Annotated in this window: 16 protein-coding genes; 14 read left to right on the plus strand and 2 right to left on the minus strand. The window is 73.5% G+C overall.

Annotated features, from left to right (window positions below; genetic code table 11):
- Positions 1-40: 40 nt before the first annotated feature.
- The 10 genes from MICAU_RS12505 to MICAU_RS12550 all read left to right on the plus strand — a co-directional run bounded on the left by MICAU_RS12505 (position 41) and on the right by MICAU_RS12550 (position 14,472).
- Positions 41-1,906 (plus strand): FG-GAP repeat domain-containing protein, encoded by a 1,866-nt coding sequence (locus MICAU_RS12505; RefSeq protein ID WP_013285674.1) that lies wholly within the window; start codon positions 41-43, stop codon positions 1,904-1,906.
- Positions 1,903-3,126 carry an aminotransferase class V-fold PLP-dependent enzyme gene (locus MICAU_RS12510; RefSeq protein WP_013285675.1) on the plus strand — a complete coding sequence of 408 codons (1,224 nt, stop codon included), beginning with the start codon at positions 1,903-1,905 and terminating at the stop codon, positions 3,124-3,126. The genes MICAU_RS12505 and MICAU_RS12510 overlap by 4 nt, the downstream gene beginning before the upstream one ends.
- A gap of 85 nt (positions 3,127-3,211) precedes the next feature.
- The gene (locus MICAU_RS12515; RefSeq protein ID WP_013285676.1) at positions 3,212-3,859 is read left to right on the plus strand and encodes a hypothetical protein; all 648 of its coding nucleotides are present in this window, start codon (positions 3,212-3,214) and stop codon (positions 3,857-3,859) included.
- Positions 3,860-3,955: 96 nt separating this feature from the next.
- Entirely contained in the window at positions 3,956-4,426 is a 471-nt protein-coding gene (locus tag MICAU_RS12520) for a hypothetical protein (protein WP_141722500.1), read from the plus strand.
- Between the two features lie 3 nt (positions 4,427-4,429).
- The gene (locus MICAU_RS12525) at positions 4,430-4,876 is read left to right on the plus strand and encodes a hypothetical protein (protein ID WP_013285678.1); all 447 of its coding nucleotides are present in this window, start codon (positions 4,430-4,432) and stop codon (positions 4,874-4,876) included.
- Between the two features lie 187 nt (positions 4,877-5,063).
- Positions 5,064-5,639 (plus strand): nuclear transport factor 2 family protein, encoded by a 576-nt coding sequence (locus tag MICAU_RS12530; RefSeq protein WP_013285679.1) that lies wholly within the window; start codon positions 5,064-5,066, stop codon positions 5,637-5,639.
- A 51-nt stretch (positions 5,640-5,690) separates the two neighbouring features.
- The gene (locus MICAU_RS12535) at positions 5,691-7,214 is read left to right on the plus strand and encodes a phosphatase PAP2 family protein (protein ID WP_013285680.1); all 1,524 of its coding nucleotides are present in this window, start codon (positions 5,691-5,693) and stop codon (positions 7,212-7,214) included.
- Between the two features lie 96 nt (positions 7,215-7,310).
- Entirely contained in the window at positions 7,311-8,213 is a 903-nt protein-coding gene (locus tag MICAU_RS12540; protein WP_013285681.1) for a hypothetical protein, read from the plus strand.
- A complete protein-coding gene (locus tag MICAU_RS12545) occupies positions 8,210-14,059 on the plus strand; it encodes a type I polyketide synthase (RefSeq protein WP_013285682.1) in 5,850 nt (1,949 codons plus the stop codon). Before MICAU_RS12540 ends, MICAU_RS12545 begins: the two co-directional genes overlap by 4 nt.
- The gene (locus tag MICAU_RS12550; RefSeq protein ID WP_013285683.1) at positions 14,056-14,472 is read left to right on the plus strand and encodes an acyl-CoA thioesterase; all 417 of its coding nucleotides are present in this window, start codon (positions 14,056-14,058) and stop codon (positions 14,470-14,472) included. Before MICAU_RS12545 ends, MICAU_RS12550 begins: the two co-directional genes overlap by 4 nt.
- 84 nt (positions 14,473-14,556) lie before the next feature.
- Here the strand turns inward: MICAU_RS12550 and MICAU_RS12555 are convergent, their stop codons facing one another.
- Positions 14,557-15,450 carry a helix-turn-helix domain-containing protein gene (locus tag MICAU_RS12555; RefSeq protein ID WP_013285684.1) on the minus strand — a complete coding sequence of 298 codons (894 nt, stop codon included), beginning with the start codon at positions 15,448-15,450 and terminating at the stop codon, positions 14,557-14,559.
- 358 nt (positions 15,451-15,808) lie between these two features.
- Complete coding sequence (locus tag MICAU_RS12560) at positions 15,809-17,017, minus strand: HEAT repeat domain-containing protein (RefSeq protein ID WP_013285685.1); 1,209 nt, start codon at positions 17,015-17,017, stop codon at positions 15,809-15,811.
- 465 nt (positions 17,018-17,482) lie between these two features.
- On the opposite strand from MICAU_RS12560, the gene MICAU_RS12565 reads away from it, so the two are divergent.
- The 4 genes from MICAU_RS12565 (at position 17,483) to MICAU_RS12580 (ending at position 21,911) form a co-directional block, all read left to right on the plus strand.
- Positions 17,483-18,763, plus strand: a complete 1,281-nt coding sequence (locus MICAU_RS12565; RefSeq protein WP_244879755.1) for an ABC1 kinase family protein — start codon at positions 17,483-17,485, stop codon at positions 18,761-18,763.
- 58 nt (positions 18,764-18,821) lie between these two features.
- Entirely contained in the window at positions 18,822-20,519 is a 1,698-nt protein-coding gene (locus tag MICAU_RS12570; RefSeq protein WP_013285687.1) for a GMC oxidoreductase, read from the plus strand.
- A 131-nt stretch (positions 20,520-20,650) separates the two neighbouring features.
- On the plus strand, positions 20,651-21,466 hold the full coding sequence (locus MICAU_RS12575) for a TIGR02452 family protein (RefSeq protein WP_013285688.1): 816 nt from the start codon (positions 20,651-20,653) through the stop codon (positions 21,464-21,466).
- Positions 21,459-21,911 carry an OsmC family protein gene (locus MICAU_RS12580; RefSeq protein ID WP_013285689.1) on the plus strand — a complete coding sequence of 151 codons (453 nt, stop codon included), beginning with the start codon at positions 21,459-21,461 and terminating at the stop codon, positions 21,909-21,911. Before MICAU_RS12575 ends, MICAU_RS12580 begins: the two co-directional genes overlap by 8 nt.
- Positions 21,912-22,028 lie beyond the last annotated feature (117 nt).

The raw sequence follows: 22,028 nt of genomic DNA on the forward strand, positions 1-22,028 counted from the left end.
CCGCCGGCGGCGCCCGCCGCCACGAGCAGGGAGAAACCCCATGTCCTTGTCACCGCGTCGCATGCTGCCCGGAGCACTGGTGATCGTGCTGGTCGCCGTCCTCGGCGTGCTCACCGTCCGGCCGTCGCCGAGCCCTCGCGAGGCCGCCGTGCTGGCCGCCCGCTTCGCTTTCGACGTACGCCCGCTGAACACCGCCCCTGCCGGGGCCAGGAGCGTTCGTGACGTCGCGCCCGAGCTGTCGGGCATCCGGTCCTGGATCTCCGCGGTGGGCGCCGCGGTCGCGCTCCTCGACGCCGACGGCAACCGGCGCCAGGACGACGTGTGCCTCGTCGATCCGCGGGACGACTCGGTGCGGGTCTTCCCGGCACCAGGCACCGGGGAGCGTTACTCGCCGGCGTCGCTCGTCGCGCCGCCGGGCCCGATCGACCGCGTCGCACCGATGGGCTGCGTCCCGGCGGACCTCGACGCGGACGGCGACAGCGATCTCGTCGTCTACTACTGGGGCCGTTCCCCGGTGCAGTTCCTGCGGGTCGCCGAGGGATGGCGCCCGGTGGAACTGGTCCAGCCGCCGCAGGTGTGGAACACCACCGCGCTCGCGGTGGGCGACCTGGACGGTGACGGCGCGGCCGACATCCTGGTCGGCAACTACTTCCCGGACGGTGCCCGGGTGCTCGATCCGGAGGCCGCCGGGGACGGGCGGATGCGGATGCAGGCGGGCATGGCGGACGCCGGCAACGGCGGCACGAACCGGGCCTTCCTCTCCCGCCCCGGTGCCCCCGACACGGCGCCGGCCTGGCTCGACGCGTCCACCGGAGTGCCCGACCGGGTCGCCCGTTCCTGGACGCTCGCCATCGGGATGCAGGACCTGACCGGGGACCTGCGGCCCGAGGTGTACCTCGCCAACGACTTCGGCCCGGACCACCTCCTGGTGAACCACTCCCGGCCGGGGCGGCTCGACCTGCGCCCGGTCCGGGGCGAGCGGACCGCGTCGACGCCGAAGTCGAAGGTGCTGGGCCGGGACTCGTTCAAGGGCATGGGCGTGGCCTACACCTACCCGGACGGCGCCGACCTGCCGACCATCGTGGTCAGCAACATCACGACACCCTGGGGGCTGCAGGAGAGCAACTTCGCCTTCACCCCGACCGGTAAGGGCTCCGACCTGCTCGACGGCCGGCTGCCGTACCGGGACCGCAGTGAACCCCTGGGCCTGTCCCGCAGCGGCTGGGGCTGGGACGTCAAGGCCGTCGACTTCGACGGCGACGGCACCGACGAGTTGTTCCAGGCGACCGGATTCATGGCCGGGGACCGGTGGCGCTGGCCCGAACTCCAGGAACTCGCGATGGCCAACGACCAGGTGCTCCAGCACCCGTGGGCCTGGCCACACTTCGGCCCGGGCGACGACGTGTCGGGCCACCAGGCGAACGTGCTCTGGACGCGGGGGCCCGACGGACGGTACGTCGACGTGGCCGCCCGGAGCGGTCTCGGTCACCTCGACGTCAGCCGTGGCATCGCCGTCGGAGACGTGGACGCGGACGGCCGCCCGGACGCGCTGGTGGCGAACCAGTGGCAGGACAGCCGGCTGCTGATGAACCGGTCCCGGTCGGTCGGCCGGGCCACGCTGGTCCTGCTGCGCGCCGGCGCGGACGGACGGCAGCCCACTCCCGCGCTCGGCGCCTCGGTGGTCGTCCGGCCCGGCGAGGGCCGGCCGGCCCTTCGCGCTCAGCTCTACCCCAGCAACGGTCACGCCGGCGCCTCCAGCACGGAACTCTTCTTCGCCGTCGACCGGGAAGCCCCGTTCACGCTGTCCTGGCGTACGGCCGGCGGGGTGCGGACGGCGGAGGTGCGGCTGGCGCCGGGCCGGCACGAACTGGTGATGCACGACGACGGCCGGGTGACAACGCGATGAGGGCCCGGACGAGCCGGCCCGTCGCGACACCGGCCCTCCTCGACCCGCCGCGGACCGCCGCCGCCCGCCCACCCGGCGAACGGAACCAGGACCCGCTGCCGTGCGGGCCGCCGGCCGCGGGGGACACGCCCCGCCACGTCATCAACGCGACGAGCGTCCTGGTGCACCCCGGCCTCGGCCGGGCCGTCCTCTCCGGTTCGGCCCGGCGCGCGGTGGCGGTGGCCTCCGGCTGCACCGACCTGGAGTACGACCTGCACAACGGGCAGCGGGGGCGGCGCGGCCGGGAGACGGTCGCCGCCCTGCTCGCCGCGGTGCCGACGGCCGCGGCGGCCTACGTGGTCAACAGCAACCCGGCCGCGCTGGTGCTCGCCGCGACGGTGCTCGCGCCCGGCCGGGAACTGGTGATCAGCCGGCGGGAGCTGTACGAGATCCGGGACGGCTTCCGCCTGCCCGAACTGCTCACCTCGACCGGTGCCCGGCTCTGCCCGGTCGGTACGGCGGACGGTGCGGTGCTGGAGGACTACCGGCAGGCGGTGTGGTCCGGCACCGGGTGCGTGCTCACCCTGGTGCCGGGCCGCTCCGCCACGGACGCCCCGGCGGACCGGCCGGACGTGGCGGCCCTGGCCGGCCTGCACGTCCCGGTGATCGCGGACATCAGCTCCGGCCTCCTGCGTCCCGAGCCCGCGCTGCCCGGTGAGCCGGACGCGGAGACCGCCCTGCGGCAGGGCGCCACGCTGGTCACCGCCGGCGGCGACAAGTTGCTGGGCGGTCCGCAGACCGGGCTGCTGCTCGGCGACCGGGCGGTGATCGAACAGGTGCGGCGACATCCGCTCGCCCGGGCGATGCAGGCGGACAAACTGGCCCTGGCCGCGCTCCGTGCGACGGTCGCCCACGGCGGCACACCGACGCTCGCCGCCGTCCGGGCCGCCCCCGACGACCTGCGGGCCCGGGGCGAGTCGCTCGTCGGCGCCCTGCGGGCCGGGGGAGTCCCCGCCGAGTTGGTCGAGTCCCACGTCACGGTGCTCAGCGGCGCCAGCACCCGGCTGCACAGCTTCGCGGTGGCGGTCGACCAGCGGCTCGCCGGCCGGTTGCGCGTGGGAGACCCGGCCGTGGTGGGCGAGCTGCGGGACGGACACCTGTTGCTCGACCTGCGCCCGGTGCCCGCCGGCAACGACACCGACCTGGTCGTGGCGGTGCTCGCGGCGGCGTCCCGCCCTTGATCAGGTAGGGCAATCCGCGAGAAGTCGCCCCGGCACGCCGACGCATAGAAAGGAGGAACCCACCCCCCGATGACGGAGGAAGCCCATGACCGGTTCGGCACGTCTCGGCCGTTGCGCCCGGCATCTGCTCGCGGGCGTACGGACGAGTGAGCGGGACCAACAGGACCTGCTCGCCGCCGCCGACCGGCTCAAGACCCGCCTGGTGCGTCTGCTGTACGCCCACCCGGCGGCCCGGACCAGACTGGCCGGCGTCCGGCACCACCTGCTCGACGTGGAGGTGGTGCCGGCGCCGGCCCGTTCGTGGTTCCGGACGTCCCGGCGGCACGCCGGCACGGCCCGGATCCGGCTCTACGACTACGACTCGGACCTGCTGCTGGAGTTCTTCCTCGACCTGCCGTCCGGCCGCCTCACGGCGGTCACCGGACGGGCCCGGGCCCGTCCGCCACTGACCCGGTCCGAGCGGGCCGAGGCGCTCGACCTGCTCCGTGCGGCCGGCCGGCTCGGCCCGCTCGCCGAGGCGAGCCGATGGGTCGTGGTGCCGAGGATCTCCCGGGCGGCGATCGGCGCGGGCCACCCGCGCCGGGGCCACCGCCTCTACACGTTCTTCTTCTGGTCGGCGACCGACCGGCCGGTACGACTCGGCCAGGCGTCGGTCGACCTGAGCGCGCGAGAGGTGGTCGGGGTCCGGGAGGCGGAGTCCGTCGGGAGGTGGGAGATCCGGCCGTACGCGTGACAACGCAGCCAGAGAGAGGGATCCACCATGTATGCAACCCTGCCGTGCCCGTCCGGGCGGTCGAGTTCCGATGACCACGGATCGTGGTAGGCACCGATGCCCACCTCACACGTCCGAGACCGCCGCCGCTTCGCACCGGAGCGCGAACCACGGACCGCCCGGGGTGGTGACCACCTCCGCCGGCTGCCCGGTGGCCTGGTGCTGGCCGTCGCCGTCGCCGTGCAGGCCGCCGTGCTCTGGGCCGAACCCGGGCTGGTGATCGCAGAACTCGGGGCGATGCCACAGCGACTGCGGGAGGTGTTCCGTGTGCTCGCCCCGGGCCTCGCCACCCTCCTGCTCGCCGCGCAGGTCATGAATCTGTTCGGCCGACTACGCCGGCATCAGCGGCGGATCGTGGCCGCGGCGGCCGCCTGGTGGGTGTTCGCCGCGGTCGAGTCGATGCTCGCCGACTGGCGGTCCTCCGTCTGGCTCACCGAGCTGGCCCTCGCCTGGCTGGCGATGAACTGCCTGCGGATCGTCGCCCGCGCGGAGGCCACGGGCCTGTCGAGCGTGGCGCGAGGGAGGTGACCGGTGGACTGGCAGTCCGTGGGGACACCGATCGCCGCCGTCTGCACCGCGATCCTGACCTACCTGGGCACCCGGCACATCGCCCGGGTCGAACGCAGCCGCGAGGAGGCACGTCTCGCCGAGGCGGCACGGGACGAGGCCCTCGTCGTCGAGCAGGCCCTGTCCACGGCCCACGAACAGGCCCAGGCCGCGATCATCATGGAGCGAAACGAGCTGCTGGAGCGCTGGCAGCGCACCCTCGACGAGGCCCGTGACGACCGTCAGCGCCTGCTCCAGGAACACCGGTCCGAGCTCGCCCGGGTCCGCCAGGAGACGCGGGACGAGGTGGCCGGCGTCCGGGAGAGCGCCCAGCTGGTCATCGCCGACCTGCGCGGGCAGATCGTGCAGTTGCGGGCCGAGGTGCAGGCCGTCCGGGACCGGCACCGTCCCGGCCCGTCCGCCGGGGACTGACCGGCCGGCCCGCCCGGGCGCCGGTCCCGGCGCACCGCAAGGCGGAAGAAGTTCCCCACCACCCGCGCGATCTACAACAGACGTACCGATCGCCGCACGAGAACGGTCGCACCGGACCGATTGTTTCCCACTGTTCACGGGCGGGCGGTATCCGTCCCGAGAACATCCAGAGAGGAATGGCGCAGAAATGACAGAGGTACAGAACTTCGGCCGCCAGCTCGGCGACTTCCTCGGCGGTGTCTTCGCCGACGCCGCGGGTGGCGGAGCCGGTGTCTTCCGGCCCGACCCGCAGGCCGAGATCGAGGTCCGGCAGCTTCTCAACGACCTCCAGACCGCCTTCGCGGAGAAGAACGCGGATGCCATCGTCGACAGCCTGGCCGAGGAATTCACCACCTACGAACTCACCTCCGCCGAGGGACACGCGGTGACCATCACCGAGAAGGCCGCCATGCGTGAGTACCTCGACACGCTGTTCCCGGCCGACGGCGAGACGCAGAACAAGTCGGTCTCGGTGAGCCAGGTGCTGGCCAGTTCCACCATCGGTCTGACCCGCGAGGACGGCGACGTCGTCATCGCCCGAACCGACGGCACCTTCGAGCACCAGCCGCTGCGCGCCTCGGCCGTGGCCATCCGCACGGCCGAGGGCTGGAAGTGGCTGCACTGGCACATGTCGGCCGCCGCCCCGCGCTTCCGGGTCAACGCCAACGGCGTGCGGATCCCGCTCGATGGTGCCCCGGCGACCGGCACCCCGGTCGCGGACTGACGTGTCCGCCGGCGGCTGTTCGTCCGAAGCCGCAGCAGAAAGGTGTGTGCAGTGAGTACCTCGTCAGGAAGTTCGCGACGGCAGCCGCCGGTGACCGGCGGCCGCATCGCCGGCCCGGATCCGACCGAGCACGTCAACAACGGAGAGGAGAACATCTACCCGGGATACGTCGCCTGCTACAGCAAGGGGCTGCCGCACGACGACACGGGCGAGGTGGACCCGGAGGCGTACCGGCGGCTGCTGCGGGCGGTCAACAGCGCCGACCCGGCGGACTTCGAGTCGATCCCGCTGGACCCGGCCGGTGCCCGCAAGCTGACCAATCCCCAGGGCGGGCTGGCGGCGAACGCCGACGGCATCGACGCCACCTCCTTCACCGCGCCGCCGGCGCCCCGGCTCGACAGCCCGGAGAACTCCGGCGACATGGCCGAGCTCTACTGGATGGCGCTGACCCGGGACGTGCCGTTCGACCAGTTCGACACCGATCCGCTGGTCGCGTCGGCCGCCGCCGACCTGTCCCGGATGTCGGACTTCCGCGGCCCGAAGGAAGGCGGGGTGGTGACCACCCGCACGCTCTTCCGCGGTGACACCCCGCAGGACCGGATCGGGCCGTACATCTCGCAGTTCCTCCTGCGCGACGTGCAGTTCGGCACCCATCACTACTCCCAGCGGCAGGACACCGTGCAGCCGGGGCGGGACTACGTCACCACGTTCCCCACCTGGCTCGCGGTGCAGCGGGGGTTGTCCCGGGGACTGGCCCCCGGCGACCGGAACCGGACCGAGACCCGGTACCTGCGTACGCCCCGCGACCTGAGCCACTACGTCCACTTCGACGCGGATGCCAGCCCGTTCCAGCCCTTCCTGAACGCCGGGCTGATCCTGCTGCGGGAGCGGGCGCCGCTGGACGCGAACCTGCCGTACCACTGGTCCTCGAACCAGGACGGCTTCGCGACCTTCGGCATGCCGCACCTGTTCGACCTGATCACCTCGGTCGCCGCCCGCGCGCTACGGACCGCCTGGTGGCAGAAGTGGTACGTGCACCGCAGGCTGCGGCCGGAGGCGGTCGGCGGGCGGGTCCACGCCCACCTGACCGGTCTGCACCGGTACGACTTCCTCGACCGGGAACTGTTGGAGTCCGAGGCGGTGCAGCGCGTCTTCGACCGCAACCAGAGCCACCTGCTCCCGCAGGCGTACCCGGAGGGGGCACCGACCCACCCCTCGTACACGGCCGGTCACGCCACAGTGGCGGCCGCCACCGCGACTGTGCTGAAGGCGTGGTTCGACGAGACGGCCCCGCTGGCCGACCCGGTCCAGGCGGACGCGACCGGCACCGCGCTGGTGCCGTACGAGGGCGCGGACGCCGGGCAGCTCACCGTCGGCGGCGAGTTGAACAAGCTCGCCGCGAACATCGCCGTCGGCCGCAACATCGCCGGCGTCCACTACCGCAGTGACTACTCGGCGTCCAGCCGGCTCGGTGAGGCGCTGGCCATCGAGATCCTGCGGCGCCAGAAGTCCTGGTTCAACGAGGACCACTCGTTGACCCTGACCCGGTTCGACGGCACGTCCGTCACCATCTGAGCCCCGTCGCGCCGGCCGGCTGCTGTTCCCCTCAGCGCGCCGGCCGGCGCGACGGCCCTCCAACCCGACCATCCACCGACGGAAACGGTGACCGCTGTGACGTCCGCTGCCGCGAGAGACCTCCGCCTGACGGCCCTGCGCCGCTTCGCCCTGTCCATCACGATCCTCACGGTGCTCGGTCACCTCTTCCTCGGGTTCGAGCAGGCCCCGGTGACGCCGGTGCTGACCCTCCTGCTGGGCTACGCCCTCGACCTGACACTGGAGACGCTCGCCGCCCGGGCCGAGGGCCGCGCGCCCGCCTTCGCCGGTGGCTTCCGGCGGCTGGTGGACCATCTCCTGCCCACGCACATCGGCGCGCTGGCCTGCGCCATGCTGTTGTACGGCAACTCCTCACCCTGGCCGTACCTGTTCGCCGTCGCGGCCGCTGTGGGCTCCCGCCACGTCCTGCGGATCCGGATCGACGGCCGTGCCCGGCACGTGCTCAACCCGTCCAACGCGGGCATCGCGCTGACCCTCGTGCTCTTCCCGTGGGTCAGCATCGCGCCGCCCTACCAGTTCACCGCCGGGGTCTCCGGTGCGCTGGACTGGCTGCTGCCGCTCGGTGTCCTGATGGCCGGCACGCTGCTCAACGGCAAGCTCACCGGGAAGATGCCGCTCATCCTCGGCTGGCTGACCGGGTTCGTCGCGCAGGCGCTGCTGCGTGCCCTCCTCTTCGACCACGACTTCGTCGCCGCGCTGCTGCCGATGACCGGTCTGGCCTTCATCCTCTTCACCAACTACATGATCACCGACCCGGGGACGACCCCCCGTGCCCGCGCCAACCAGTGGGCGTTCGGGCTGTGCACCGCGGCGGTCTACGGACTGCTGGTGCTCGCGCACGTGTCGTACGGGCTGTTCCTCGCACTGGTCATCACCTGCGCCCTGCGCGCGGGTCTGCTCCTGATCGGCCGTCGCCGGCCGGCCCGGGCCCGGCGGGTCCGGCTGCGGGAGGCGGCATGAGGCCGGGCGAACGGCAGATCGCGGTCGTCGGCCTGGCCTGCCGCTACCCGGATGCCGACGACCCGGCACAGCTGTGGCGGTCGGTGCTGGCCCGCCGCCGCGCGTTCCGGGCCATCCCGGCCACGCGCCTGGACCCCGAGCACCGGCTCGGCGCGCCGCACGCGCCGGAGTCCACGTACGTCCGCCGGGCCGGGCTGCTGCGCGACTGGCACTTCGACCGTGAAGCCTTCCGCGTGTCCGGGTCGAGCTGGCGGGCGGCCGACCACACGCACTGGCTGGCACTGGAGACGGCGGCGGCCGCCCTGTCCGACGCCGGCTTCCCCTCGGGCGCCGGCCTGGACGCCGACCGGGTCGGCGTGATCCTCGGCAACTCGCTCACCGGCGAGTTCACCCGGGCCGGCCTGGTACGGCTGCACTGGCCGTTCGTACGCCGCTCGGTCGAGGCGGCGCTGCGGCAGACCGGAGTGGACCCCGCCGTCGCCGCGCAGGTGGTCGACCAGGCCCGGCGCGGCATCGCGGCGGCGTTCCCCGAGCCGGGCGACGAATCGCTGGCCGGGGCCCTGAGCAACACCATCGCCGGCCGGATCTGCAACCACTTCGACTTCCACGGCACCGGGTACACGGTGGACGGCGCCTGCGCGTCGAGTCTGCTGGCCGTCGTCACAGCCGCCAACGCGCTGCTCTCCGGCGAGCTGAACTTCGCCCTCGCCGGAGGCGTCGACCTGTCTCTGGACCCGCTGGAGATGATCGGCTTCGCCCGCCTCGGCGCGCTCGCCGACGGCGAGATGCGGGTGTACGACGAGCGGCCCACCGGGTTCCTGCCCGGGGAGGGGTGCGGGATCGTCGCCCTGATGCGCGCCGACGAGGCGGAACGGCGCGGCCTGCGAGTCTACGCGCGGCTGACCGGATGGGCGACGTCCTCCGACGGGTCCGGGGGCCTGACCCGCCCCGACGCCGGGGGACAGGCGCTGGCGCTGCGGCGCGCGTACCGGATGGCCGGACTGGCGCCGGAGCAGATCGCCCTGATCGAGGGGCACGGCACCGGAACCGCCGTCGGCGACCGGGTCGAGCTGGAGACGCTGGCCGGGATCCGGCGGCACGCGCCCGGGGCGGCGGCGCTCGGCTCGGTGAAGGCGAACATCGGGCACACGAAGGCGGCCGCCGGAGCGGCCGCACTGATCAAGACGGTCCTGGCCGCGTACCACCGGGTCCTTCCGCCGACCACCGGCTGCGAGACGCCGCATCCTCTGCTGCGTGCGCCGGACGCCACCCTGCGGGTGCTCGACGAGCCGGAACCGTGGCCGGGCGGGCGGCTGGCCGCCGGGGTGTCCGCGATGGGCTTCGGCGGGATCAACAGCCACGTGGTGGTGGAGAACGCCGATCCCGCCGCCGTGGGTCGCCGTCGCCTCCCGCCCTCGGTGCGGTCCTGGTCCCGCCGTCCGGTACGACCGGAGATCCTGCTGATCGAGGCGGCCACCACGGCGGAGCTGGCCGAACGGCTCGACCTGCTGGGCAGCTGGGGCGCGACGCTCAGCGACGCCGAGGTCGGCGACGTGGCGGCGACGCTCGCCGCCGGTGCCGGCGGCACGGCCGGGATCCGCTGTGCCCTGGTCGCCGGGGACGCCGACGAGCTGTCGGCGGCGGTCCGCGCGGCGACGGGCCTGCTCGCCACCTGGGACGGGCGCGTCGTGGTGGACGAGGCGGCGGGGGTGGCGTTGGGTGGCGGACCGCCCGCCCGGGTGGGCCTGCTCCTGCCCGGCCAGGGAGCACCGGTGCGGTACGACGCCGGCCCGCTGGCCCGGCTGCTCGGCGACCTGCCCGAGGGGCCGGCGGCCACCGGCGCCACCGGCACCGAGGCCGCACAGCCGGCTGTCGTGTGGCAGTCGCTGCTCGGGCTCGCCTGGCTGGACCGGCTGGGCTGCGCCCCGGTCGGCGCAGTCGGGCACAGCCTCGGCGAGCTGACCGCCCTCGCCTGGGCCGGTGCGCTGGACCCGGGCCGGCTCGTCGCGCTGGCTGCCGCCCGCGGACGGGTGATGGAGCACAGTGGTGTGCCGGGCACCGGGATGGTGAGCCTCTCCGTCGACGAGACGCGGGCGATCCGGCTGGCGGACGAGCACGGACTCGTGGTCGCGGCGCTCAACGCCCCCGACCGTACGGTGCTCGCCGGGGCCGACGAGAACCTCACCCGGCTGGCGGCGGCGCTGCGCGACAGCGAGGTCGAGGCGATCCGGTTGCCGGTGTCGCACGCCTTCCACAGCCCTGCGATGGAACCCGCGCTGCCGGCGTGGGCCGCCGAGCTGAACACTGTCGAGTTCGCCCCGCCGGCGCGGTCCGTGACGTCCACCGTGACGGGTGCGGACGTGCGGACGGTCGACGACCTGGCGGCACTGCTCACCCGTCAGCTCATCGCCCCGGTGCGCTTCGCCGCCGCCGCCCGCGACCTCGGCCAGCGGTGCGACCTGCTGGTCGAGGCGGGCCCGGGGACCGTGCTGTCGCGGCTGGTCACCCGGTTCCTGCCGGTACCGGCGGTCAGCCTGGACTGCGGCGGTCCGCCGCGCTCGCTCGCCCTCGCCACCGCCGCGGTCGTGGTCGCCGGCGCGGGCGACCTCGCCGCCTGGTACGACGGGCGGCCCTACCGTCCGCTCCGGCCCGGGGCGGCCATGACGTTCCTCAGCAGCCCGTGCGGAGCCGGCATCTCTCGCGCCGGGCTGCCGGGGTCGCGCTCCGCGTCCGCCGACGCGGAGCGCGACTCCCCTCCGGGCCGGGTCGAGCAGCCGTCGAGTGTCGCAGCAGCGGTGGTGAGGACCGCCTCCGCTCGACCGGCGCCGACCCCGCCCGAGGCGGACCCGGCCGGGTCGGTAGACCCGGCCGGGTCCGCTCCCCGTCCCGACGACCCGCTCGGCCGGTTGCGCGCCCACCTCGCCGCCGAGCTGGAACTGCCGGTGGCGGGCATCACCCCGGCCAGCCGGCTGCTCGGCGACCTGCACCTGAACTCGCTGCAGGTGGCCCGCACCGTCGCCGCGGTCGCCGCGGCCCTGGGCCGGCAACCCCCGGCCGCGCCCCTGTCACTGGCCGACGCGACAGTCGCCGAGGCGGCCGAGGTGCTCGCGCAACTGCCCGCCGCCGGCGACGACGAGGCGCCGGCGCAGGGCCTCGCGCCGTGGGTGCGGCTGTTCCGGCACGACTGGGTTCCGCTGCGGGGACCGCTGTCCGGGCCGCCGGCCGCCGGCTCCGTGCGGTGGCGGGTCGAGGCGCCGGCCGGACATCCCCTGCACACGGTCTTCCCCGCCGTACCCGACGGGACGGCGACGTCGCACGGTCTCGCCGTCGCGCTCGGCCCGGACGACGGCCCGGAGCAGGTGGCCGCGCTGCTGGCCCGCATCGCCGGGCAGCGGCCGGCCCGGCTGGCGATCGTGCACGACGACCACCCGGCCGCCGCCGCCGTGGGCCGGTCGGTGGCGGCGGAGATCTCCGGCTGCGCCGTGACGGTGCTCGACGTGTCCGCGGACGGGGACGTGGGCCTGCTGGCCGGGCTGGCGGTGCCGGCCGGGTACGCGGAGCTGCGGGCCGGGCCCGGCGGCGTCCAGCGGCTGGTGACCTCCGTGCACCGGCCCGCCGAGGAGACCCGGGAGGTGCCGCTGGGGCCCGGCGACGTCTGCGTCGTCACCGGTGGCGCCACCGGAATCACCGCCTTCGCCGCGGCGGCCGTCGCCGAGCGGACCGGATGCCGGCTGGTGGTCCTCGGCCGGCGTCCCGCCGAGGACGCCGAGACCGGGGAGGCGCTGCGCCGGCTACGCACGGTCCTCGGCGACGACCGGTTGCGCTACGAGCGGGTCGACCTGACCGATCCCGACGCGGTACGGGAGGTGCTCGGCGCCGGCCGGCTGGGTCCGGTCCGGGCGGTGGTGCACGGGGCGGGGATCAACCGGCCGGCCCAGCTGACCGACGTCACTGCCGGGGACCTCCGCGAGCACCTGGGCGGGAAGGTGACCGGACTCCGGTCGGTGCTCGACGCGGTCGGACCGGACCTGCGGCTGGTGCTTGCGTTCGGTTCCATCATCGGCCGGCAGGGGCTCGCTGGGCAGGCCGCCTACTGCATCGGTAACGAGTGGCTGCGGCACGACGTGGAACGGTGGGCCGGCGATCACCCGGAGACCCGGGTGCACCTCGTCGAGTGGTCGGTCTGGTCCGGGATCGGCATGGGGGTGCGGCTCGACGTGCTCGACTCGCTGCGCCGCCGGGGGGTGGCCGGGATCGCACCCGACGACGGCGTCGCGGCGCTGTGGCGGATCCTCACCGATCCGACCGCTCCGGTGACAGTGCTCTGCACTGCTGCCTTCCCCGAGTCCGGCACCCTGAGCCCGGCGCCCGCGCCCGGCACCCCCGAGCCGGGCCGGCTGCGCTTCGCCGAGTCGGTGGTCGGCCGGGTCGGGCAGGTCGCCACGGTGACCGAGGCGGTGTTGTCCGTCGGGGCGGACCCGTACCTGCGGGAGCACCGGGTCGGCGACGCGCCGCTGCTGCCCGCCGTGCTCGGACTGGAGGCGATGGCGCAGGTGGCGGCGTTGACCACCGGAAGCCGGGCCGGCTGGGCGGTCCGCGACGCGAGCTTCGCCGCGCCGATCGACGTCCCCGAGCGCCGGACGAGGCGGATCCGGGTGGCGGCACTGGCCGCGGAGACCGGCGAGGACGTGGCGGTGGCGATCCGCGCGGACACCGACGGCTTCGCCACGGACCGGTTCGCCGGGACGGTCACCGACCCGCCGGCACCGCCGGCCGCCGCCACGGCGGACGATGCCGCGCACCGGCCGGAGTCACCCGTGGACAGCGGGCGGGAGGCCACCACCCCACATCCGTGGTACGGCCCGGTGCTCTTCCACGAGGGACGGATGCGCCGCCTGACGCACGCCGGACCGGTCTCGGCGTTCGCGGTGCGCGCCATCGTCGACGCCGACGACCGGGACCGCTGGTTCGCCTCCTTCCTCGGGCAGGAGCTGCTGCTGGGCAGCCCGGGAGGGCACGACGCGGCGATCCACGCGCTGCTCGCCTGCGCGCCGCACCGCAGGGTGCTGCCGGTGGGCGCGGCGGAGGTGGTCGTCTGGCGGCCGCTGCGGGGGCGGCTCACCGTCGAGGCCCGGGAGGTGCGGCACAGTGCCGACGAGTACGTCTTCGACGTGGACGTCGCGCACGCCGGCGTACCGGTGGCCCGTTGGCGGGGTCTACGGCTGCGGGCGGTCGGCGACAACCGGGAGTTCGCGGTGGCCAGGTCCGGCGGCCGGCTCGGCGCGGAGCTGGTGGGCCCGTGGCTGACCCGCCGGCTGATCGAGGCCGGTGCGGTCGACGCGGTCGAACTCGTGGTGGGGCCCGGCCGGCGCGAGGCGGACGGCGCCCGCCGGCTGCTGGCCCGGCATCTCGCCGTGCCCGAGGCGGACGTGGACCACCAGCCGTCCGGCGCGCTCCACGTGCCGGGCCGGTACGCCTCGGCGAGCTACGCCGACGGGCAGGTGCTCGTCGCGCTGGCCGATCGTCCGGTCGGGGTGGACTGGGAACCGGTGACCGACCGGCCGCCGGCCGGGTTGCTGGACGACGGCGCGCGGGCGAGCGCCGAGGAGCTCGGCCGGCGGACCGGTGACGACCCGGCGGTGGCCGCCACCCGGCTGTGGGCCGCCCGCGAGGCGCTGGTCAAGCTCGGCGCCGACCCGGACCAGGTGCTGGCGCACGGGGAGCCGGAGCCGGACGGCCTGCTCGTCTCGACCGGCCAAGACCTCACCGTGGTGACAGTGCCGGCGTGGGCCGACGGGGCGACGCGGGTGGCCGTGGCGGTGGCGACCCGGCCGGTGGCGTCATGACCGGCTGGTACGTCTACCGGCACGTGGTCACCCTGGACGAGACCAACATGGTGGGCAACGTCTACTTCGCCCACTTCCTGCACTGGCAGGGGCACTGCCGGGAGCGCTTCCTCGCCGACCACGCACCGGCCGTCCTGGACCAGCTCCGTCGAGGTGAGCTGACGCTGGTGACAGTGTCGTGCGCGATGGACTACTACGAGGAGTGCTTCGGCCTGGAGGAGATCGAGGTGCGGATGAGCGCCGACGGCCGGGAGGGCCACCGGCTGAGCATGCACTTCGAGTTCCTCCGGGCGGGGCGGGAGGTGGCCCGGGGCCGGCAGACGGTGGCCTGTCTGCGCCCCACCCCGGCCGGGCCGGTTCCCGTCGCTCCGCCGGTCGACCTGCGGGCGGCCCTGGCGGCCTTCACCGCCTGACACAGTCGCGGCGCCCGACCCGGTTAACGGGTCGGGCGCCGCGGTGTCGGCACCCCCTCGTCGGGGACGCGCCGTCCTGCGTCGTCAGCTGCCGGTAGCCAGCAGCTGCGGACGCCTGCGCTGGGCGAGGGCGAGCACCGACGAGGTGAGCTGCAGCGGAGGATCGATGGGGCGGGGTCGCCGCAGCGCGACCTGGAAGGTCCGGAAGGTGCGCCCGCCGCGGACCACGATGGGTGCGCCGCCCGTGCCGACGAACTCCACCTGCCGGCCGTTGTCGCCGAGCACGTCGGACAGCGTCGAGGTCTTGTCGAACCCGAGCGCCACGGCGTGGTACGCCCCGTCGGCCAGCGGCCGGATGCGGCTGAGACGGTTGGTCTCCAGCACGCCGTAGGTCAGCGGGACGTCGTCGGGCTCTTCCGACCGGTACAGCGCCAGCACCGCGCACCCGCCGCCGCTCGGTCCTCCGGTTACGGCGCCGACCGGGCCCGGGGCGCAGTGGCGGTCGGCGGCCGGATCGGTCAGCTCGCTCAGTCGTACCTGGCCGAAGACGGACATCGCGGACCGGAACCGACGCGGCGACATCCCGGTCAGCCGGGTGAACTGGCTGATGAAGGTGCCGAGACTGGAGTAGCCGACGGCCATGCAGACCTCGGTCACCGACAGGTTCGAATTGACAAGGAGGTTCCGGGCCTGAGCCATCCGTAGCGCGGTCAGGAACCGCGCGGGCGTGGTGGAGGTGACGTGTCGGAAGACCCGGTGGAAGTGGAACGGGCTGAGCAATGCGGCCTGGGCGATGTCGGACAGCCGCTGAGGTTCCGAAAGATATTCAGTCATGTATTCGACGGCTCGGGTGACGGAATCCAGCCGGGCCGCGTCGGTAGGATTGCCGAGGCAGACGCCCAGGGTGCTGCACGTCATGAATTGGGCGCAATCCATACAGTTCCCCCCCTGTCGCCATGCTTGATCGGCGGTGGTCATCGTATGGCCTCCCCTAGGATTTACTTGAGCATCGGACGGTGGTCCGACGGAGTCCGGGCGGGCGTCTCTCCTTGCCGCCGACCAGTCCTCATCCGGGCACAAAGGCCCGAGATTCGTACGCCTCCAGGCACTCGAACTGACGTTCTGCCGGCTGCGCCGCTGAGCGTTCAGTCAACAGCTCGTCACGCTGTGCGTATAGTCGCAATCTTGCTAATGTCCTCACCAATGGCGTGATGTCGACGGCGGAAAGACCTGACTGTGGCAAAGACACTGATTGTCGTCATCGGCCCGCCAAAGAATCCACAGATACGGCTCCGGGGCGGCCGGCATTCGCCGTCCGCCCCGGAGACCAATCAGCTCAGTTCATCCAGTTGGTGCGCGGGCAGAACTGCACGCCCGGGATGTCGGCTACGCCGTCCTGGTCGGAGTCGACGTCCCCGTCGAGCGTGGAGTAGATGTCGAGGGAGTTGACGTTGATCTTGCCGTCGCCGTCCCAGTCGACCAGCTTGCCCTTGAACGTGCCCACGATGAACGCGTTGGCGAGCGGCCCCGTGGGGGTGTCCAGGGTGCCGAGGATGCTGTTGCCCGGGAACAGCACCTCCTCCAGCGAGCTGCCCGCCATGGTGTCGAAGTTGACGTACCCCCAGGTGTGCACGCGGCCCCGGACGTAGCGGATGGCCGACTCGCCCTTGATCTGGATCTGCGGGTCGAGGGTCCACTCACCGCTGCGCTTGGCCGCGACCATCTCGTTGCGGTGGCCCAGGCTGTCGTCGTCCGCGCGGCCGGACAGGAAGACCGGGCGCAGACCGCGGGACTCGAAGTAGAAGCTGCCCCGACCGGCGTTGGCGTGGTTCGTCAGACCCCGGAACACGAAGTTCTCGGTGTGCGGCGAGCCGTCGTCGTGCAGGCCGGAGAGCGTCTTGCTGATGATCAGCTTCTGGTTGCGGGTGTCCACGTTCGGGCACGCGTGCGCCTGCCCGTAGCTTCGGGCGAGTCCCTGCGGGGACAGGGAGATCTTGCCCCAGTTGCGGCCCGTCTCGTCCAGGGCGACGTAGACGTCGCAGTGGATGTTGAGCAGGATCGTCTCGTCGAAGGTCCGGTCGCCGTCCCAGGTGAACGACCGGTTGTCGAAGGCCGGCACGCCGGTGCGCAGCTCGGAGCTGAACAACCGCGCCCACTCGCCGACGTCCGCGTCGTCGTCGTCGATGTGCCGCTCGATGACCTGCAGGGCCCGCGGGCCGCCGATCTTCTCCAGCGCCCACAGCGCGTTCCACCGCACCTCGCGGTTCTCGTCGCTGGCGATGCTCTCGGCGATCAGGTCGATCGTCCCGGTCAGCCGGCGGTCCATCGCCTGGTACAGCGACTGCTCGCGAACCATCGGGTCCGGGTGGTGCAGCGCCTCGTACGCCACCTGGTCGTCGGTGCGGATGTCGAGCCGGACGGCGTCCCGGTCCAGGATGTCGCCGAACTCGCTGTTCAGCAGCGCCGGGTCACCCTTGAGGTAATGCTCCCACTGCGGCGCGCGGTCCCGGCCCCCGGTGGACAGGCCGATGGATTGGAGCGTCATTTTCGTGATCACCCTTTCATCTCTGGTGATTGCGGTGCCTGTGTTATGCGTGCGGCGGATCCCGATGCGGAGCAGTCATCGGGGGTTCCGCCTCGGATGGCGAATACGGGCACCGGCTGCAGACCGAGTGCGAACCATTCGCGACCTCATTGCCGGTTCAGGATTCGGGCCGCAGGCGAAGAACCATGAAGCCGCCCGGTGGCGGCCGGCTCCGCTGGCCGCTGCTCCACATGCCATGGCCCCGCCTGCGGTGGTGCCCCTCCAGGGTTGGCAGCGCGGCAGCGCGGCGTCAACCGTCCGGCGCAGCGCAGCAAGAACGCGTAACTGCGAATGCCGGAGAACTGCGAAGTCTTGCTCTCCTGCATTCGAGAAACCCGGTCGGGGGTCGTTGCGAACTATTGTTCCCCCCGTCGTCGAGGTCGGGAGAAAGCGGTGCGGGAATCAATGTTCGTACGATTGTCACTCGTGGTCCGGGCGGGAATGGTCGCCGTCCTGCTGGCCGGCTGGACCGGCCGGCTCGGCGCCCGTTTGCTGGTCGACGCGTTGCGCCGGACCGGTCCGGGCGGCGCCGGCCGGGTCGCCCCGCGGGAGCGGGTGGCGGCCACGCTCACCGATGCCGTCGAAGGGCTCGGCCCGGCTTACGTCAAGCTGGGACAGGTGCTCAGCACCCGGTCCGACGTGCTGCCTCCCCGGCTCTGCCGGAGCCTGTCCCGGCTGCACGACCGGGTGTCACCGCCGTCCGACATCGCTGCGGTCGTCCGGACCGTGCCGCCGAGGTTGACCGGCTCCGTCGTCGGGGCGGCGTCCGGGCTGACCCTCACGGCGGCGGGCAGCATCGCCTGCGTCTTCCGCGCACGGCTCAGGGACGGCCGCGAGGTGGCCGTCAAGGTGCGGCGGCCGGGAATCGACCGGACCATGAGGCTCGACCTGGCTCTGGTCGGCGCCGTCGCCCGCGCGGTGGGCCGGCTGCCGGCGCTGCGCCGGGTTCCGCTGGCGGAGATCGTCGACCAGGTCTCGGCGGCCGTGTACGAGCAACTCGACTTCGTCCGCGAGGCCCGGTCGCTGACCCGGTTGCGGGAGAACCTGCACACCCTGCCCGATGTCCGGGTGCCGGCCGTCGTGCCCGAGCTGTCCAGCCGCACGGTTCTGGTGACGGAGTGGATGGACGGGCTGGTACGCGACGCCCAGCCGACCGGCGCTCGCCGGACGGCGGTGCTCAACGGGCTGCGGGCCGCCTACCAGATGCTCTTCCGGGACGGCTTCGTCCACTGTGACCTGCACCCGGGAAACCTCTACCTGATGGCGGACGGGACGGCGGTGATCGTCGACGCGGGCTTCGTCCGCTGTCTGACCGACTTCGCGCGCCGTACCTTCGCCGAGTTCTTCTACCACCTCGGCCGCAACGACGGGCGACGCTGCGCCGAGGTCCTGCTGTCGACGGCTCGGGCGCCCGGCGGCGGGTACGACCGGGACGGCTTCCGGGAGGACGTGGTGGCGCTGGTGGCCCGCAACAGCTCGGTCGCGGCCGCGGACTTCGACCTGGTGTCCTTCGCGGCCTCGCTCTTCGCCATCCAGCGCTCCCGCGGCCTGTACGCCGACCCGCAGTTCGTCTTCCCGATCCTCGCCCTGCTGGTGCTCGAGGGCTCGGTGCGCGAACTGGCGCCGGACATCGACTTCCAGGCCGAGGCGGTGCCCTACGTGCTCCGCGGACTCCAGGAGACGGCCTCCCTGACCACGCGCCCCTGACCCACGCGCCCCTGACCCACGCGCCCCTGATCCACGCGCTCCGAGAGGAGACCGGAACATGGAAACCCACGAGCACGTCGACGCGGTGGTCGTCGGCTCCGGATTCGGCGGCTCGGTCGCCGCGTACCGGCTGGCGGAGGCGGGCCGCCGCACCGTGGTGCTGGAGCGCGGGCGGCCGTACCCGCCGGGCAGCTTCCCGCGTACGCCGCAGGAGATGGGCCGGGCGTTCTGGGATCCGAGCGAAGGGCTGTACGGCCTGTTCGACGTGTGGACCTTCCGGGGACTGGAGTCGGTGGTGGCCAGCGGTCTCGGCGGCGGCTCCCTGATCTACGCGAACGTCCTGCTGCGCAAGGACGAGCACTGGTTCGTCACCGAGGATCCGGTGCCCGGCGCCGGCCATGAGAACTGGCCGGTGACCCGGGCCGACCTGGACCCGCACTACGACCGGGTCGAGCGGATGCTGGGCGCCAGCCGGTTCCCGGCCGACCGTCCGCCGTACCGCTCGGTGCCCAAGGCGGCGGCGATGAGGACGGCAGCCGAACGGCTGGGACTGGCGTACCAGTACCCGCCGCTCGCGGTCAGCTTCGCTCCGGGGCCGGGCGCGGAGCCGGTCCCGGCCGCGCTGATCGCCGAGCCGGCGTACGGCAACCTGCACGCCGCGCCGCGCCGCACCTGCCGGTTGTGCGGAGAGTGCGACATCGGCTGCAACGACGGCGCCAAGAACACCCTCGACCACACCTACCTGTCGGCGGCCCGGTGGCACGGCGCGGAGCTGCGGACCCGCGCCGAGGTCCGGTCGATCCGCCCCCGGCGCGGCGGCGGGTACGAGGTCCGGTATCTCGTACACGACCCGGTCGACGAGGACCGGCGGAGCGACGGCCGCGCCCGGCCGGGCAGGACGATCACCTGTGACCGTCTGGTGCTCGCCGCGGGCACGTACGGCACCACGTACCTGCTGCTGCGGAACCGGCACCAGCTGCCCGCCGTCGGCCCGGCACTCGGCACCCGGTTCAGCGGCAACGGTGATCTGCTCGGGCTGATCCGGCCGCCACGTCGCGGCGACGCCACCCGCTTCTCGGCAAGCCGCGGGCCCGTCATCACCACGGCCATCCGGGTGGGGGACGCGCACGACGGGGACGGCTCTCCGGGCCGCGGCTTCTATCTTCAGGACGGCGGCTACCCCGGGTTCGTGGACTGGCTGGCGGAGTCGTCCCGGCTGTCCGGCGCCTCGGCCCGCCGGCTGCGGTTCGCTGTGGACTGGCTGTCGGCCCGGCTCACCGGCTCGCCCCGCAGCGGTCTGGGCGGGGGACTGGCCCGGCTGCTCGGCGACGGCCGGCTCTCCGCCGGCTCGCTGCCGCTCCTCGGTATGGGACGGGACGTGCCGGACGGCGTGTTCCGGCTGCGCGGCGACCACCTCGACGTGGACTGGACGACCCGGACCAGCGCCGGCTATTTCGCGGCGGTCCGGTCCACGATGCGAGCGGTGGCCGACGTCCTGGGTGGCCGCTACACCGACAACCCCGCGTGGTGGCTGCGCCGGGTGGTCACCGTCCATCCGCTCGGGGGCGCGCCGATGGGCCGCCACCGGGGGGACGGGGTGTGCGACGGGCACGGCCAGGTGTTCGGTCATCCCGGCCTCTACGTGCTCGACGGCTCGGCGATGCCCGGGCCGGTGGGACCGAATCCGGCGCTCACGATCGCGGCGGTGGCCGACCGGGCCCTGGACCGGCTGCTGGGGGAGCCGGCGGGGCGGTAGCCCTCGGTCCGAGGTCGGGACCGGCTGCCATTGACCCGGCGAGCCGACCGGCGGCGGCCACTAATCGGTTGCCCGACGCGGCAGGGACTGCCTAGATTGCCGATCATGCACGACATCGACGGGTATGCCGGATGAGTGGCCGTCTCCGCGAGATCGCCCGGCAGACGGTCGCGATCACCGAAGCCGGACGCTATCGCAACAATGCCGGCGAGGACATCGCGATCGAAGCGGCGGTACGCGCCGCCGTCGCCGGCACCCGTGAGCACCTGCCGGACGAGGTCCTCCACGTCGACGGCGCGAAGCCCGGCACCGGCGACCTGGAGGTGACGCACGAGTCGACGTTGCAGGCGGCCCGCCGGCTCGGGCCCGGCGCGGCGTGTCTGGTGTTCGCGTCGGCGAAGAACCCGGGCGGCGGGTTCCTGGGCGGCGCGAAGGCGCAGGAGGAGAGCATCGCCCGCGCGTCCGCGCTGTACCCGTGTCTGCTCGCGGCGCCCGACTTCTACGCCTTCCACCGGGCGCAGCGGGATCTGCGGTACAGCGACCGGGTCGTCTACTCGCCGGGCGTGCCGGTGTTCCGGGACGACAAGGGCGACCTGCTCGACCAGCCGTACACGACGTCCTTCCTGACCGCGGCGGCGCCCAACCTGGGCGCGATGGTGCGCAATCAGCCGGAGCACGCCGCGGACGTGCCGGCGGCGCTGGGCCGGCGCGCCCGGCGGGTGCTGGAGGTGGCGGCCGCGCACGGGCATCGGACAGTGGTGCTGGGCGCGTGGGGGTGCGGGGTGTTCCGGAACGACCCGGCGACGGTGGCCGGTGCGTTCGCCGACGCGCTCCGGGTGGTCGACCGGTTCGACCTCGTGGTGTTCGCCGTTCGTGACGGGTTGCCGGGCACACCGGTGTACCGCACGTTCGCGGAACGCTTTTCGGTAGGTTCGTCGCATGAGTGACGACACCTTCCGGTCGGTGGAGATCGAGCGCACCAGCGTGGGCAGATACGTCGCGCGCAACGCCCGCGGCGGCGAGCTGTCGATGGGTACGGGGGAGGACGCGACCTTCACGCCCGTGGAACTGCTGCTGGCGGCCCTCGGCGGCTGCACCGCCGTGGACGTCGACCACGTGACCAGCCGGCGCGCCGAACCGACCCGGTTCGCCGTCACGGTGAGCGGCGACAAGATCCGTGACCCGGAGGCCGGGAACCGGATGGAGAACCTCACCGTCACGTTCGCGGTGACGTTCCCGGACGGCGCGGACGGTGACCGGGCACGAGAGGTGCTGCCGCGTTCGCTGCGGCAGTCGCACGACCGGCTCTGCACCGTGTCCCGCACGGTGGAGCTGGGCACTCCGGTCTCCATCGTGGACGCGAACGACCCGGGTCCGGCCGACCCGCGCTAAGCCGGCGACGCGGCTCCGGCGTGCGGCCGGAGCCCTGTCAGCAGCTCTGTTAGCGCTAACTAACCGCCCGCGCCGTGAGACGAGTGCGCCGTGATGTGACGCCGGGCTGCAGCGGAA

It is taken from the genome of Micromonospora aurantiaca ATCC 27029 (genome assembly GCF_000145235.1).
In the GTDB taxonomy this organism is placed as follows: Bacteria; Actinomycetota; Actinomycetes; order Mycobacteriales; family Micromonosporaceae; genus Micromonospora; species Micromonospora aurantiaca.

What these genes read in the sequence shown, in the direction of transcription:
- MICAU_RS12505 (WP_013285674.1), top strand. Translation starts at nt 41, where the DNA reads ATGTCCTTGTCACCGCGTCGCATGCTGCCCGGAGCACTGGTGATCGTG.
- MICAU_RS12510 (WP_013285675.1), top strand. Translation starts at nt 1,903, where the DNA reads ATGAGGGCCCGGACGAGCCGGCCCGTCGCGACACCGGCCCTCCTCGAC.
- MICAU_RS12515 (WP_013285676.1), top strand. Translation starts at nt 3,212, where the DNA reads ATGACCGGTTCGGCACGTCTCGGCCGTTGCGCCCGGCATCTGCTCGCG.
- MICAU_RS12520 (WP_141722500.1), top strand. Translation starts at nt 3,956, where the DNA reads ATGCCCACCTCACACGTCCGAGACCGCCGCCGCTTCGCACCGGAGCGC.
- MICAU_RS12530 (WP_013285679.1), top strand. Translation starts at nt 5,064, where the DNA reads ATGACAGAGGTACAGAACTTCGGCCGCCAGCTCGGCGACTTCCTCGGC.
- MICAU_RS12545 (WP_013285682.1), top strand. Translation starts at nt 8,210, where the DNA reads ATGAGGCCGGGCGAACGGCAGATCGCGGTCGTCGGCCTGGCCTGCCGC.
- MICAU_RS12550 (WP_013285683.1), top strand. Translation starts at nt 14,056, where the DNA reads ATGACCGGCTGGTACGTCTACCGGCACGTGGTCACCCTGGACGAGACC.
- MICAU_RS12555 (WP_013285684.1), bottom strand. Translation starts at nt 15,450, where the DNA reads ATGACCACCGCCGATCAAGCATGGCGACAGGGGGGGAACTGTATGGAT.
- MICAU_RS12560 (WP_013285685.1), bottom strand. Translation starts at nt 17,017, where the DNA reads ATGACGCTCCAATCCATCGGCCTGTCCACCGGGGGCCGGGACCGCGCG.
- MICAU_RS12570 (WP_013285687.1), top strand. Translation starts at nt 18,822, where the DNA reads ATGGAAACCCACGAGCACGTCGACGCGGTGGTCGTCGGCTCCGGATTC.
- MICAU_RS12575 (WP_013285688.1), top strand. Translation starts at nt 20,651, where the DNA reads ATGAGTGGCCGTCTCCGCGAGATCGCCCGGCAGACGGTCGCGATCACC.
- MICAU_RS12580 (WP_013285689.1), top strand. Translation starts at nt 21,459, where the DNA reads ATGAGTGACGACACCTTCCGGTCGGTGGAGATCGAGCGCACCAGCGTG.